Raw genomic sequence first — 14,195 nt, forward strand, 5'->3', positions numbered from 1 at the left:
CCTACTTGGCGGGTGAGTAGTTGTAGATGGACGGAACGGCCTGCTGGATCTGCGGGGTCACGTTCACCTTGGCGTTGTGGTAGTACATCTGATTGACCCGGAACAGCGGCGCGAACCACGCCTGCTCCACCACATACTTGTTGACGTCCTGGGCCAGCTTCCCGACATCGGCGCCGCCGTTGCGCACGGCGTCAATCTTGGCGTCGAGCTCCGGCGTCGCGTTCTTGAACGGGTTGTAGAGCCCCTTGGTGGAGACGATCTGGTTGATGGCAACCGTCGGCTCACCCTGGAAGAGCGAGAAGTACATGGTGGTGAACTTCTGGGAAGCCACATCGGACGTGAAGGTGTTGGTCAGCGCGGCGCCCACCTTGAGGGTGATGCCCACGTCTGCCAGCTGCTGCTGGACGACGGAAATCTGGGTTTCGAACCCGGGGACGCTCGGGACTTCCAGGGTGACGCCGTTTTCGTAGCCGGCGTCCTTCAGGAGCTGCTTGGCCTTGGCGGGATCGTAGGTGTAGTAGTTCTCCAGCGCCGGGGTCCAGGCCCCGCTGGCCTTGCCAAACGGCTGCGAGGTCGGCGTGCCCTGTCCCAGCATGACCTGGTCCAAGATGGTCTTGCGGTCGAAGGCGTAGTTGATGGCCTGGCGGACCCTGACGTCCTTCAGCGCCGGGTTCTTGGCACCGTCACGGTCCATCAGGAGCAGCCCCTGCCAGTCAACCTCGTTGGCGGCCAGCTGCATCTTGGCGCCCTCGGCCTGCTTGCCGGTCTTGGGGTCCAGGAGGGTGGCGTCCACCTGGCCGGAGACCAGGGCGTTGGTGCGGGCGGTGAGATCGGTCAGGATCTTGAAGGTCAGCTTGGAGTACTTCTGCAGATCCTTGTTCCAGTAATCCTTGCGTGCCGTGAAGACCGTCTGGGAATCCTTGACGGACGCGGCCTTGTCCATCACGTAAGGTCCGGAGCCGACCGGTTCGGTCTTGATGCCCTCGGTGCCGAGCGCCTTGGGGCTGCCCATCAGGCCGGCGGCCTGGCTGAGGAAGTATTCCAGGGCCGGGTCCGGGGTAGTGAGGTTGATGTCAATGGTGTCGGCGTCCACAACCGTCACATCCTGAACGGAGGACAGCTGCGCCATCTGCGGGCCGTTGGCCGTCTTGAAGTGGTCGATGTTGGCCTTGGCGGCCTCGGCGTCGAACCTGGCGCCGTCGCTGAAGGTGACGTCCGTGCGCAGGTCCACCGTCAGTTTGGTGTTGGTCGCGTTGTATTTCCAGTCCGTCGCCAGCATGGGGCTGAGCTTTCCGTCCGGTTCCCGCAGGATCAGCGTGTCATAGACCGCCTGGTACGGCTGGAGAAGGTGGCCCACGTGCGCCTGGGCGGGATCCCAGGACCGGACGTCCTGGATGGTGCCCAGCGTCAGGGACGTGGCGGGGGTGCCGGCGGCCGCGCCGCCGGCCGCAGCGCCGCCGCCACAGGCTGTGAGCGCGAGGGACGCGCTGAGGATGAGGGCAGCTGCTGCTGCCTTGGGACCGAACTTCATTGTTGGCTCCTATCGCTTGACGAGGTCCGTGTCACCGGACGCTTGCTGCGGCACTGTGGCCTGGACCACAGTGCCGCTTGTGGGTTCAGCGTACGTTGGGTTGCCATATCTGGCAACCGGTTGTCATTAACTTTCGGCTTTGTTGCTTTACAACGCGTTTGAAGGCGCAGCACGACGGCGGAATGGCGCCACTTAGCGGGCATGCGGGGGCGCTCCGGAGCTCTTGGGGACCGGCGGTTCCGGGTAGGAGCCCGCGGCCCGCGCCGGGGCGCTCCGGGCGCCCTCTGCTTAGGAGACCTTGGCCTCGGAGCCGGGGTAGGACTGCCGGTACAGTTCCTTCACGATCCGCAGCGACTTCGCCCCTTCGGCGGCGTCAATCCAGAACGGGCCCGGTTGCGCCAGCCCGGCATAGAAGTCCGCGATCAGCAAGGCATGCGAGACGCCCCAGTAGGAGCGCCCGCCCGAGCCGATGGCGCGTTCGCGCACCACCTCGCTGCGCCCGTCGGCGTACGTCACCGTCAGGTCACCGCGCAGGCTCAGTGCTGCCGTTTCGGTGCTGATATCCAGGGTGACGGGTGCGTTGACCGCGTTGGCGAGGGTGGCATAGAAGACGCTACGCGCGCCGTTGCTGTGGAGGGCGGCGAACTCCGCCGTGTCCTCCACCTCGATGGCTTCTGCGAGGGCGCGGGTCGAGGCGCTGCCGGAGAGCGACACGATGTCCCCCACCAGCCATTGCAGCAGGTCAACGGTGTGGATGGCCTGGTTCATCATGAGGCCTCCGCCGCCACCGCCCCAGCTTCCGCGCCAGGGCCGGCTGAGGTAGTAGTCGGCGTCACGGTGCCACATGACGGTGGCCGAGGCCCCCAGCACGTTGCCCAGCCCACCGGAGTCCAGCAGCCGCCGCATTTCCTGCACCGGGGCGTTGTAGCGGTTTTGGAAGCACAGGCCAATGCGGGCCGTGCTTTCCGCGGCAGCGGCCAGTAGCCGCTCGCCCTCGGCCAGGGTGTGCGCCAGGGGTTTTTCGAGCACCACGTGGATGCCGCGGCGCAGGCAGTCGATGGCGATCGCAGCATGCTCGTGATGCGGGGTGGTGATGTGCACGACGTCCGGGGCGGCCGCCTCCAGCATGTCGCGGTAGTCCTCGAACGCCGGGACCCCGTGAGCCGCCTGCGCCGTGGCGCGGCGCTCCGGATCCGTGTCGCAGACGGCCACCAGTTCGGCGTCGTCCATCCCGGCAAGCGCGTCAAAGTGAACGATCGACACGTCGCCGCAGCCGATGATTGCCGCCTTTGGCATCCGTAGCTCCCTCATTCATCTAGTGCTTCATCCATTGGCTGATTCATTCGTTGGGTGCTGCTGCGCTCCTGCTAGATGAGGTCGATGTGGTTTGTCGCGGCCAGCCCGGCGAAGGCGCGCGCCGCGGAACCGAAGGCAACCGGGCCGGAGAATCCGCCCAGTTCATGGGCGCTGGCCAGGTGCGGCTCCAAGGAGGCGAAACCGCGGTAGCCGTCGGCTTTCAGGGCCGCGACGGTTTCCTTCAATTCGCCGTCGCCCTCCCCGGCCGGGACCACTTCGCCGGTTCCCGCCAGCGCATCCTTGACTTGGAAGTATTCCAGGTAGGGGCGCAGCATGGCGTAGCCGTCGGTGAACGGCTTGACGCCGACCTGGACGAAGTTCGCATTGTCCCAGGCGAGGCGCAGGGACGGCGAATCGACGGACTTCATGATGTCCAGCACCCGCTCGGGCGTATCGCCGTAAATGCCCTTTTCGTTCTCATGCAGAAGCACGACGCCGGCCTCCGCGGCGAGCGCCGCCAGCGCCGCCATGCGGGTCATCACGTCCTCGCGGATCTCTTCCTGGCTCTGTCCCTCGGCCCGGTAGAAGGAGAAGATGCGGATGTACTTGGTGTCCAGCGTCTTGGCGGCCTCAATGATCCGGCGCAGCCGCTGCACTTCATGCTCAACCGGAAGGGACACCTCCACCTTGCCGATGGGGCTGGCGACGGCGGAGACCTTCAGGCCCTTGGCGTCCAGAACTGCCTTGAGTTCGACGAGCTGCTCCGCCGAAAGCTCGGAAACGTTGGTTCCCCAGGCGCTGCGCACCTCAATGTGCTTGGCGCCGATCGCCAACAGCACTGCCGCCTGGACCTCGGGATTGGGGTCAACCTCGTCGCCAAAGCCGGAGAGGGTGAAGCTGGTTGATGCTGACGCTGTTGTCAATTTGGGCTCCCGATTCAAGTGCCCCGCCACCGGGGCAGGGTGAGTCAGTTCACAGTGATGGTCTCGATGCGAGTCTAGCCGGACTGCCAATTCTTGACAACCGATTGCCAAAAGTTTGCAACTGTGCCATTCTTTGTTCACGGCGCCCCTGTAGCACGGCTCACTCGGCACGGTTACCCAGCAACGCGCCGTGATCCGCGCCTGGTGGTTTCCGGCAGATTTCCTTGTGTGCTCAAAAACCTAATGCGCGGAAACCCAATGCGCGAACATCACTGCCCAGAGACACTTGCTCAGAGAGGAGCCCCGTGTCGACGCATCCGGACCAGGCCGAGCGGCCCGCAACCATCCATGACATTGCAGCGCTCTGCGGCGTGGCGGCCTCCACCGTTTCCCGGGCGCTCTCGACGCCGGAACGGGTCAACGTCCGGACCCGCGCGCGGATCGAGGAAGCGGCCGCCATGCTCAACTACACACCCAACAGCCAGGCCAAGGCACTCAGTTCCGGCCGCACCGGCGCCGTAGGGGTCCTGGTACCCGACATCACCAACCCCTTCTACTTCGATCTCATCCGCGGCACGCAGCTCCAGCTCAAGGCCGCCGGATACACCCAGCTGCTGGTGGACACGGAGGAATCCGATGAGGTGGAAGCCAGCGCCATGGAGCAGCTCCGCAAGGGGGCCGACGGCATCATCGTGGCCGCCTCCCGGCTCAGAGACGAGGTCCTCCTGGCGGCGGCGGCGAAGATCCCGGTGGTTGCGGTCAACCGCGACGTTCCCGGGGTGCCCGCAGTCATCATCGACACCCCCTCCGCGACCAGCCAGGCACTGGACCACCTGATCTCGCTGGGGCACACCCGGGTGGCCTATGTGGCAGGTCCCGTGTCGTCGCAGTCCAGCGAACGGCGGTGGACGGCCTTGTCCGTGGCGGCCGAGGTGCGCGGTGTGGAGGCCCATCGGCTCGGGCCCTTCGCCCCGACAACACAGTCCGGCGCCGCCGCCGCGGATGCCGCCGTGCACAGCCGGGTCAGCGCCTGCATCGCTTTCAACGACCTCATTGCCATCGGGATGCTCCAGCGGCTGCGCGAGCGCGGGATCCGCGTCCCGGAGGACATGAGCATTGTGGGCTGCGATGACATCTTCGGCGCGGACTTCTGCAATCCGCCGCTGACCACCATGGCCTCCCCCATCGAGCAGGCCGGCCGGGTGGCCGTGTCCATGCTGCTGGCCCGGTTGAATCCCCTGGCCGGCGGGGCACGACGCAGCCGCTCGGTCATGCCCACCCACTTGACGGTGCGCGGTTCCACCGGTCCGGCTCCGCAGGATCGATAAGCAAGGCCGGCGATCGACGGCGCCGGAGCCGCACGGCATTCGTGGTTTTCGCGCCGCTTCCGGACGCGTGCACCGATTCCGGCAGTGCGCACCGGGGATCCGCGTGGCGGTTGTCCGAAAGCGCAGCGGCGGTCCGGCAAAGCCGCGCAATTCCGACCCCGGTGCGGCGCCTGACCCGCCGTCCCGGCTGCAACAGTTGAGCGTGGTTGACACCGCTGACTAGGCTGTGAGGCATGCGTGAACTCCAGGCGAAGATCATCGAAGAAATGGGCGTGCAGCCCCGGATCGACCCGGCCGGGGAGGTGCGCAAACGCGTGACGTTCCTGAAGGAATACCTGACGGCCACCCACACCAAGGGGTTTGTCCTGGGCATCTCGGGCGGCCTGGACTCCTCCCTGGCCGGGCGGCTGGCCCAGCTGGCGGTCGAGGAGCTTGAGTCCGAGGGCGTCGAGGCGAATTTCGTGGCCGTCCGGCTCCCCTACGGCGTCCAGCACGACGAGGACGATGCCCAGGCGGCCCTGGACTTCGTGCGCGCCAAGACCGAGTGGACGTTCAACATTTCGGCCGCGGTGGACGGCTTCGAGGACGAGTTCGAGAAGACGGTCGGCACCGGGATTTCCGACTTCCACAAGGGCAACACCAAGGCCAGGACCCGGATGATCGCCCAGTACGCCCTGGCCGGCGAGCACAATTACCTTGTGATCGGCACAGACCACGGTGCCGAATCCGTCACCGGATTCTTCACCAAGTACGGCGACGGCGGGGCCGACATCCTGCCGCTGTTCGGGCTCAACAAGCGCCAGAACCGCGCGCTGCTGGCCGAACTCGGCGCGCCGGCCCGGATCTGGGAAAAAATCCCGACGGCGGACCTTCTGGACGGGACGCCCGGCCGCACGGATGAGGATGAACTCGGCCTGAGCTACGACCTGATCGATGACTACCTCGAGGGCCGCGAAGTGCCGGACGCCGTTGCCGAGCGGATCGAGGGAATGTACCTGCGGACCCGCCACAAGCGCACGGTTCCGGTCACGATTTTCGATACCTGGTGGAAGTAGCCGGCACCCCCAAGGGCTGATGCGGCGCCGGCAGTCACCTGCCGGCGCCGCAGAATCCAGTCTGCCCTATTCCGGCCCCCTACTCCCGGACTTCGACGGTGCCCACCATGCCCATGAAGTCATGCAGGGCGCAGATGTACTTGAACTCGCCGGCCGAATGGAAGGTCACGGTGAAGTGGCTGCCTGGCGGCATCAGCCCGGAGCTCAGGTCCCCGCCGGTGAAGTGAGCGGGGTCGCCGAGCGGCGCGAAGATGTTGGCCGGTTCCTTGCCGAACGTGACGGTGTGCGGGGCTCCCATGCCGTTGTTCACGAATGTCACGCTTTCACCGACCTTGATGCTGATTTCCTGGTGCACAAACCGCATCACCATGGAGGTCCCGTTGTCCGTGCCGGCGATGACCGTGTGGTTGGTGGCTTGGTCGCGGGCCGCGTCCCAGGACTTGTGTCCGTCGCGCAGGATGCGCTGTTCCTGTTTCTTGGCGTGGCGGTCGTACTGCGACTGCGTGTACGGGTAGTCAGTTCCTGCGTCCCGGACATGGACCATGCCTTTCATGGCCATCCCGTGCACCAAACAGTAGTACGTGAATTCACCGGTGTGCGGGAATTTCAGTGTGTACTTCGCGGCTTCCTTAAAACCGCTATTGGACACGTTGGACATGACTCCGGAGCTGAAATATGACTGCCCGTCGTAGACGTTGCTGCCCTGTTTAGAGATCTCTTGCGGATCCGTGGGGTTGAACGGCTGTGTGGATTCCAGTGATTGGCCGGCGGCCAGGAACGTGACGGTGTGGATCTCGGCGGAGTTGGCCTTCCACGTCACCTTGTCGCCGGCGTTGATGTAAATATGCTCGGGCAGGAATGCCATGCCTTGAATCGCCTGGTCTTCGGATTCGGAGCCGACCTGCACGGTCCACGTTCTTGACGGCTTGCTGCCGGTCGCCTGGGCGGCGCCGCTGAGTGCCAGAGGCAGCACCAGTGCCATCCCGGCAGCTATCAGGGTGCGCACAAGGCGCGGCATTGCATGTATTGCGGGGTGAGGAGCCATACGACTCACTCCTTTGGGGGAATTCCAAATGTACGGCCGGGGACCGGCCTGGTGTTCGTTTCACGGCCGACGTCGACCACGGCGCCGGCCGGCGCCGGCGGAGGGCGCGTCCGCCGGACCGTTGCTCCCCGGGACCGTGGCGGGGTCGGGGAGTACGGCCGCCGGACCGTGCCCGCTGGCCGGGCACTGGCGATCATATCGGTGCGGGTAACCTCAGCTCACAGAGCGGCAGCTGAAGTCTCCGGATGCAGTTATCATCGTGCTCCGCGGCCCTTGTTTTGTCGAGGCGTCCGGGCCGGCCCATAAAGCACAGCGACACTCCGATGGGTCCTAGCGGGTGCCTTGCAGCTGCGTCGAGATGCGGTGGGCCTCGTCCATGAGCAGCCGTCCCAGCTGCGGGCGACGGTCTTCCCGGAAGCGCGGCTCGATGCCCGTCAGGGAAAGGGCCCATGCGGGGCGGCCCCGCTGGTCGAAGACCGCCGCGCCCATCCCCCAGCTTCCTTCCAGGATCAGCCCCGGGTTGACCGCATAGCCGGCCTGCCGCGTGGCTTCGAGGTTCTCGCGGACAAGTGCTTCCGTGTGCCCGGCCGCGAAGCTGCCCGCGTGGGCTGGCCAATCCGAGAGCAGGTCCTCCTGCTCTTCCGCCGGCAGGAACGCCATGATGGCGGTGCCCGCGGAGGCGACGCCGAGCGGAAACCGCACACCCTCGTGCAGCACGAAGGACCGGACCGGGAAACTTCCCTCCTCCCGGAGCAGGCAGACCGTTTCGTTGCCGCGGCGGATGGAAAAGAAGGCGCTCTCGCCAGTCTCCTCGGCGAGGCGGCGGAGGCTGGGCCGGGCGATGTCCTCAAGCGGGAAACGGGCCGAGGCCACGGACCCCAGCAGCAAGATCTCCGGACCCAGCACCCAGTTGCCGCCCTGCGGGTCCTGGTCCAGCAGGCCCTCGGACGCCAGAGACGAAAGCAGCCGGTGCACGGTGGGCCGGGTGAGCCCGGATTCCCTGACGAGTTCCACGAGCGGGGAGCCTTCCGGTTTTCTTCCGACTATGCGCAGCAGCGACGCGACGCGGCTGACGACTTGTGCGCCCTGGACAGGTAATGAAGACATGTTCTTTCCTCGGATTTTGCGTTAGACCCACTCAAACTATCCATATTGTGGACGCTCACCAGTGTACCGTCCACACTGTAAAAACGGCATGGATGAGGCCAAAATCATCCATTGACAGCCGTCATTTCGGCACCGTAGGCTCCAACAGCAGGGTAACGGTCCACAAAGTGGATTGCGTCAAGAGCTCAATGAGGAGATGCGATGTCAAAGGTGAAATCCGGAGCGGCCGCGGCGCTGCAGGACGTACTGCGGGACGGCATGACGCTCGCCGTCGGAGGCTTTGGCCTCAGCGGCATCCCGGCTGACCTGATCGAGGCGGTGCGCGATTCGGGCGTCAAAAACCTCACCGTGGTGTCCAACAACATGGGCGTGGACGGCAAGGGCCTCGGCATCCTGATCGAAGCCGGACAGGTCCGCAAGGTGATCGCCTCCTACGTCGGGGAAAACAAACTGTTCGCCGAGCAGTACCTGGCCGGCAAACTGGAGGTGGAGTTCACCCCGCAGGGCACACTTGCGGAGCGCCTCCGTGCCGGCGGCGCCGGCATCCCGGCCTTCTACACGAAGACCGGCGTGGGCACCCTCGTCGCCGAGGGCAAGCCGCTCGCCGAGTTCGACGGCGAAACATATGTTCAGGAACGCGCCATCAAGGCCGATGTCGCCCTGGTGCACGCGCACACCGCTGACACCGACGGCAACCTGATCTACCGCTACACCGCGCAGAACTTCAACCCGGTGGTGGCCACGGCCGGCGCCGTGACTGTCGCCGAAGCCGAGGTGATCGTGGAGCCCGGCCGGCTGGACCCGAACCACATCGTCACCCCAGGCGTGTTCGTCCAGCACCTCGTCCAGGCCAGCGCCCGCGTCAAGGACATCGAACAGCGGACCGTCCGTCCCCGCACTGTAGCTGCCGAAACCGCCGAAGCCACATCCGTGCCGGCCTGAGCGCCGCCCTACTTTCTTCAGGAGAATCATCATGGCTTGGACCCGGAATGAAATGGCTGCCATCGCGGCCGAAGAATTGAACGACGGCGACTACGTCAACCTTGGCATCGGCATCCCCACGCTGGTGGCCAACAACCTGCCCGAGGGCGTCCGCGTGGTCCTGCAGAGCGAGAACGGGCTGCTCGGCATGGGCCCGTTCCCCTATGAGGGCGACGAAGACGCGGACCTCATCAACGCCGGCAAGCAGACCGTCACCGTCCTGCCCGGCGGCAGCATCTTCGACTCCGCCACATCCTTTGGCATGATCCGCGGCGGCCACGTCAAGGTCGCGATCCTGGGCGCCATGCAGGTCTCCGGGAACGGCGACCTCGCCAACTGGACCATCCCCGGCAAGATGGTCAAGGGCATGGGCGGCGCCATGGACCTCGTCGCCGGCACCCCGCGCGTCGTGGTCCTCACGGAGCACAACGCCAAGGACGGCACCGCGAAGATCGTCAAGGAATGCACCCTGCCGCTCACCGGGCTCAGTTGCGTGGACCGCATCATCAGCGACCTCGCGGTGTTTGACCTTGTGAAGAATGAACAAGAAGCAGGCGGCGGGCGGCGGCTCACGCTCACCCGCCTCGCCCCCGGCGTCACGGTGGAAGAAATTCGCGCGAAGACCGAAGCCGACTTCGACGTCGCGCCCGAAGCACTTGAAGTAACCGAAGAGACAACAGCATTCGAAGGAGCCACGGCATGAGCCTCAAAGACCAGTTCGGCAAGGACGTCCTGCTCACCGGCTGGGGCCACAGCCGCTTCGGCAAACTCACCGACGAGACCCTCGAGTCCCTCATCGTCCAGGTCGCCACCGAGGCGATCGGCAACGCCGGGATCGAGCCCGGCCAGATCGACGAGATCTACCTGGGCCAGTTCAACTCCGGCATGATGCCGCTGGCCTTCCCGTCCTCGCTGGCACTCCAGGTCTCGGACCAGCTCGCCAACGTCCCCTCCACCAGGGTTGAGAACGCCTGTGCCTCCGGCTCGGCCGCGTTCCAGCAAGGCACCAAGTCCCTCCTGGCCGGCACCGCCAAGACCGTCCTGGTGATCGGCGCCGAAAAGATGACCCAGGCCGGGGCCGACGTCGTGGGCGCGGCCCTGCTCGGCGCCGACTACGACATGGCCGGCAAGACCTCCACCACCGGGTTCACCGGACTCTTCGCCGAGGTCGCCAAGCACTACGAGAAGCGCTACGGGGACGGCAACGGAAAGCTCGGCGACGTCCTGGGCACCATCGCAGCCAAGAACCACCGCAACGGCGTGGACAACCCCTACGCCCAGCTCCGCAAGGACCTCGGCGAGGAGTTCTGCCGCACCGTCTCGGACAAGAACCCGATGGTGGCCGATCCGTTGCGGCGCACCGACTGCTCCCCTGTGTCCGACGGCGCCGCCGCCGTCGTCCTCAGCGTCGCCCCCACCGGGGGCGCCACCGCGCCGGTGCGGCTCGCCGGGTTCGGCCAGGCCAACGACTTCTTCCCGGCCGAGCGCCGGGATCCCACCGAATTCGCCGCCACCCGGGTCTCCTGGCAGCGCGCCCTGGGGATGGCCGGCGTCGGCCTGGAGGACCTCGACTTCGCGGAAGTCCACGACTGCTTCACCATCGCCGAGCTGTTGATGTACGAGGCCATGGGACTGACCGAACGCGGCCAGGGCGCCCGGGCGCTCGAGGAAGGCTGGGTCTTCAAGGACGGCAAGCTTCCCGTCAACGTCTCGGGCGGCCTCAAGGCCAAGGGCCACCCGGTCGGCGCCACCGGCGTCTCGCAGCACGTCATCGCCGCCATGCAGCTCACCGGCACGGCCGGCGCCATGCAGTTGGCCAGCCCGCGTCGGGCCGCGGTGCAGAACATGGGCGGGGTCGGCATCGCCAACTACGTCAGCGTCCTCGAAGCCGTCTAAGAAGAACCAACGCGGGGTCAGATGCAGCCCATTCCTCATGGCTGGATGGACCACATCTGGCCCCGCGTTGCTTGTGGTGGGGGCGCCGGCGGCAGGAATCCGCGGGAAGGGGCGGCCGCTTGTCACCGCTGTCTTTGATGCCGCGGTTCCCATAGGATTTCAGAGGGCTAAATGCATTCCCGGCGACCGCCGGACCACAAGGAGGTGGCGGATGCCGACAGGACCACCCAGTGCGTCAAGCAAGTTCCGCGCGCCCGAGCCTGTTGGCCAGTGGGTTCACCGTGCGCGGCTGACCGAGATGCTCCACTCGGACCGGAAACGGCGGCTCGCGTTGATCCACGCCCCGGCCGGTTTTGGCAAGTCGACCCTTGCCGCCCAATGGATGGAAAGCCTCGCGTCCCAGGGGCTCGTCACCGTCTGGTTGTCCTTGGACCGGGACGACAACAACACCATCTGGTTCCTTTCCCATCTGCTCCAGGCAATCCGCAAAGCCCGGCCCGGACTCGAGGAGGAGCTGCAGCAATTGCTGGAGGAGCGCCCCGACGACGCTGAGCAATACGTGGTTCCCGCCCTCATCAACGCCATCGATGAGGGCGGCGAGGACATCGTCATCACCCTGGATGACTGGCATCTGGTCACGGAGCCCAGAACCAGGGCGGTAGTGGAACGGCTGCTCGATGCCGGCGGCTCACATCTGTCCTTCATCATCACCAGCCGCACCCGCTCAGGCCTGCCACTGGGCCGGCTTATGGTGCGGGACCAGCTGCTCGAAGTGGACGCGGTCGCACTGAGGTTCGATGAAAACGAATCCCAGGACTTCCTGGTCGGCATCAACCGGCTCGATCTGGATGCGGGAGACGTGGCCAGCCTCCACCGGACGACTGAGGGCTGGATCGCCGCGCTGCAACTGGTCTCCCTGTCACTCAGGGACCACCGCGAGGCCTCAGAACTGATCGAACGGCTCTCCGGCAGGCACGCCTCGATCGGTGAATATCTGGCCGAAAACGTCCTCGACACCCTCGACCCCGAAACGCTGGATTTCCTGCTGACGACGTCGGTTCCGGAACGGCTGTGCGCGGGGCTGGCGTCCGCCCTCTCGGGAGTCGAACTGGGCCAGGCGATGCTGGAGAAGATCCAGGCGCAGGATCTTTTCCTGCAGCCCCTCGACGAGGACGGCACGTGGTACCGCTATCACCACCTGTTTGAGGACTACCTGCGCCGACGTCTGGAGCGGGATTACCCGGGCCGGACCAAGGAACTGAACCTGATCGCTGCCCGCTGGTATTCGGAAAACGGATTCCCCAGCGACGCGGTGGACCATGCCCTCGCCGCCGGGGACGTTGAGCTCGCGGTGGAGATCGTCGAATTCCGCGCCATGTGGCTAGTGGAACACTCCAGCATGTCGACCCTGTTGGCTCTCGTCGGCAAGATCCCGGCTGACCATGTGGCCGGGCAAGCCCGGCTCCAGACGGCGATAGCCTGGGCCCATACCCTGCTTCACCAATCCGCAGCGGCGCAGAGTGCCTTGGACCGGGCTGAAGCCGTGATGCCCGCCGATGCGACCCTGACCGAACACGACCGCTTTGAACTGGGCGTCGAAGGGCTCGTTGTGCAGAGTTGCATCGACATGTATGGCGACAGAGTAAACCACGTGGATGAACTGGACGAGAAGTGCTTCGCCCAGGCGGATCTGCTCCGGCCCTGGATCGTGTCGGTGGCAGCGAACGTCTCCACGTTCAAGAAGATCCACGACGGCGATTACCCTCTCGCTTTGGAACAACAGCGCTGGGCCGCGAAGTTCCACGGTCTCACCTCGGGGCCCTTCAGTGGCGTGTACGGACAGTGTTTCGCGGGGCTTGCCGCCTACGCCCTGCTCGATCTGGACAGCGTGGACCAGCACTTCACCGCGGCTGTGGAACTCGGCCGGCGCAAGGCCGGGCGATACTCGCACGCGGCGCGGCTGGCGGGAGCAATGATGGGCCAGCTCCTCTATGAACGCGGCGAACTCGACAAGGCCGAGAAGTTACTGGAGGAAACCCGCGAGCTGGGCTCCGAAGGCGGGGTGGTTGACTTCATGTTGTCCACATACGGGACGCTGGCAAGAATAAAAGCACTTCGGGGGGACACTCCGCGGGCCAGGGAAATACTCGATGAAGGCGATCTGGTGGCCGACAGCCTCGGCTTGGACCGGCTCAAATTGGTCATGAATCTGGAACGCGTGCAGTTGGGCATCAGCCCCCGGACCATCGACGCCGAACCCCACAATGCCGTGCTGGGCGCGGCAGTTGCCCAAGAAGCGGCGGACACTACCGGGCCACGGCTGGAAGGGCTGGCCGAGGCCAGGCACCAGATCCAGCTGGCCACGCAGCTGCGGTCCGCCATGGCTGACGCCGAGCACGAGGGACCGGCCTCCCCCAGGCCACTGGCCACGGTGGAAGGCGCCCGCCGCCTGCTTTCACGGGCCGCAGCCTATTTGGGGCCGAGGGCGGAGCTAAATGCCCGTATCCTGCTGGCGGCCGCTCTGGAACAGGCGGGGAACCGTGAGGAAGCCGAAACGACGCTCTGGCCTGCACTCGAGACGTGTTGCCGGCTGGGCCTGGTCCGGCCCGTCCTCGATGGCGGCTCAGGCTGCCTGGATCTGGTGCGCGCCACCTCGGCCAGGCTGCGGCGGGAGCCCGGCCCGGAGGTGAGGAGCCACGAGTTACCGCGTTTCCTCAGTATCCTCATCCGGCTGGATTCCCAGGCCAAGACGAACCGTGATGCCCGGTGGTCTGCAGAGGCCGTCTCTCCCCCCACGGGCGCGGGCACCACCGTTCCGGAACCGGGCTTGTCGCAGCGCGAACAGATGATCCTGCGTCTTGTCGAGAAGGAAAGGTCCAACCGCGAAATCGCCCAGGAGCTGCATCTGGGCATCAACACCGTCAAGTGGTATCTCAAGAGCCTGTTCAACACTCTCGGCGTCAGTGACCGAAGGGCCTGCGTCATAGAGGCCCGACGGCGGCATCTGCTCCCGCCGAAGTAACCCGACGTCAG

Annotated in this window: 11 protein-coding genes; 6 read left to right on the forward strand and 5 right to left on the reverse strand. The window is 65.8% G+C overall.

What is annotated here, in order from left to right; all coding sequences use genetic code 11:
- Position 1: 1 nt before the first annotated feature.
- From ABD243_RS01040 to ABD243_RS01050, 3 genes are all read right to left on the reverse strand, one after another.
- A complete protein-coding gene (locus tag ABD243_RS01040) occupies positions 2–1,531 on the reverse strand; it encodes an ABC transporter substrate-binding protein (protein ID WP_344361063.1) in 1,530 nt (509 codons plus the stop codon).
- Positions 1,532–1,819: 288 nt separating this feature from the next.
- Positions 1,820–2,827: a Gfo/Idh/MocA family protein gene (locus ABD243_RS01045; protein ID WP_344361066.1), complete on the reverse strand. Its 1,008-nt coding sequence runs from the start codon at positions 2,825–2,827 to the stop codon at positions 1,820–1,822.
- Positions 2,828–2,898: 71 nt separating this feature from the next.
- Positions 2,899–3,750, reverse strand: a complete 852-nt coding sequence (locus tag ABD243_RS01050) for a sugar phosphate isomerase/epimerase family protein (RefSeq protein WP_344361068.1) — start codon at positions 3,748–3,750, stop codon at positions 2,899–2,901.
- 305 nt (positions 3,751–4,055) lie between these two features.
- On the opposite strand from ABD243_RS01050, the gene ABD243_RS01055 reads away from it, so the two are divergent.
- Together ABD243_RS01055 and nadE are read left to right on the forward strand one after the other, a co-directional pair.
- A complete protein-coding gene (locus tag ABD243_RS01055) occupies positions 4,056–5,078 on the forward strand; it encodes a LacI family DNA-binding transcriptional regulator (protein WP_344361070.1) in 1,023 nt (340 codons plus the stop codon).
- Positions 5,079–5,311: 233 nt separating this feature from the next.
- Entirely contained in the window at positions 5,312–6,133 is an 822-nt protein-coding gene (gene nadE / locus ABD243_RS01060; RefSeq protein WP_344361072.1) for an ammonia-dependent NAD(+) synthetase, read from the forward strand.
- A 79-nt stretch (positions 6,134–6,212) separates the two neighbouring features.
- Here the strand turns inward: nadE and ABD243_RS01065 are convergent, their stop codons facing one another.
- Together ABD243_RS01065 and ABD243_RS01070 are read right to left on the reverse strand one after the other, a co-directional pair.
- Positions 6,213–7,178 carry a plastocyanin/azurin family copper-binding protein gene (locus ABD243_RS01065; protein WP_344361074.1) on the reverse strand — a complete coding sequence of 322 codons (966 nt, stop codon included), beginning with the start codon at positions 7,176–7,178 and terminating at the stop codon, positions 6,213–6,215.
- Positions 7,179–7,508: 330 nt separating this feature from the next.
- The gene (locus ABD243_RS01070) at positions 7,509–8,285 is read right to left on the reverse strand and encodes an IclR family transcriptional regulator (protein WP_344361076.1); all 777 of its coding nucleotides are present in this window, start codon (positions 8,283–8,285) and stop codon (positions 7,509–7,511) included.
- A gap of 201 nt (positions 8,286–8,486) precedes the next feature.
- Here ABD243_RS01070 and ABD243_RS01075 point away from each other — a divergent pair, with 201 nt between their 5' ends.
- The 4 genes from ABD243_RS01075 (at position 8,487) to ABD243_RS01090 (ending at position 14,184) form a co-directional block, all read left to right on the forward strand.
- Positions 8,487–9,227 (forward strand): CoA transferase subunit A, encoded by a 741-nt coding sequence (locus ABD243_RS01075; protein WP_344361079.1) that lies wholly within the window; start codon positions 8,487–8,489, stop codon positions 9,225–9,227.
- A 31-nt stretch (positions 9,228–9,258) separates the two neighbouring features.
- Positions 9,259–9,969, forward strand: a complete 711-nt coding sequence (locus ABD243_RS01080; RefSeq protein WP_344361081.1) for a CoA transferase subunit B — start codon at positions 9,259–9,261, stop codon at positions 9,967–9,969.
- A complete protein-coding gene (locus tag ABD243_RS01085; RefSeq protein ID WP_344361084.1) occupies positions 9,966–11,162 on the forward strand; it encodes an acetyl-CoA acetyltransferase in 1,197 nt (398 codons plus the stop codon). The genes ABD243_RS01080 and ABD243_RS01085 overlap by 4 nt, the downstream gene beginning before the upstream one ends.
- A gap of 211 nt (positions 11,163–11,373) precedes the next feature.
- A complete protein-coding gene (locus ABD243_RS01090; RefSeq protein WP_344361086.1) occupies positions 11,374–14,184 on the forward strand; it encodes a winged helix-turn-helix domain-containing protein in 2,811 nt (936 codons plus the stop codon).
- The last annotated feature ends 11 nt before the right edge of the window (positions 14,185–14,195 follow it).

Source organism: Arthrobacter humicola (genome assembly GCF_039531445.1).
Lineage (GTDB): Bacteria > Actinomycetota > Actinomycetes > Actinomycetales > Micrococcaceae > Arthrobacter > Arthrobacter humicola.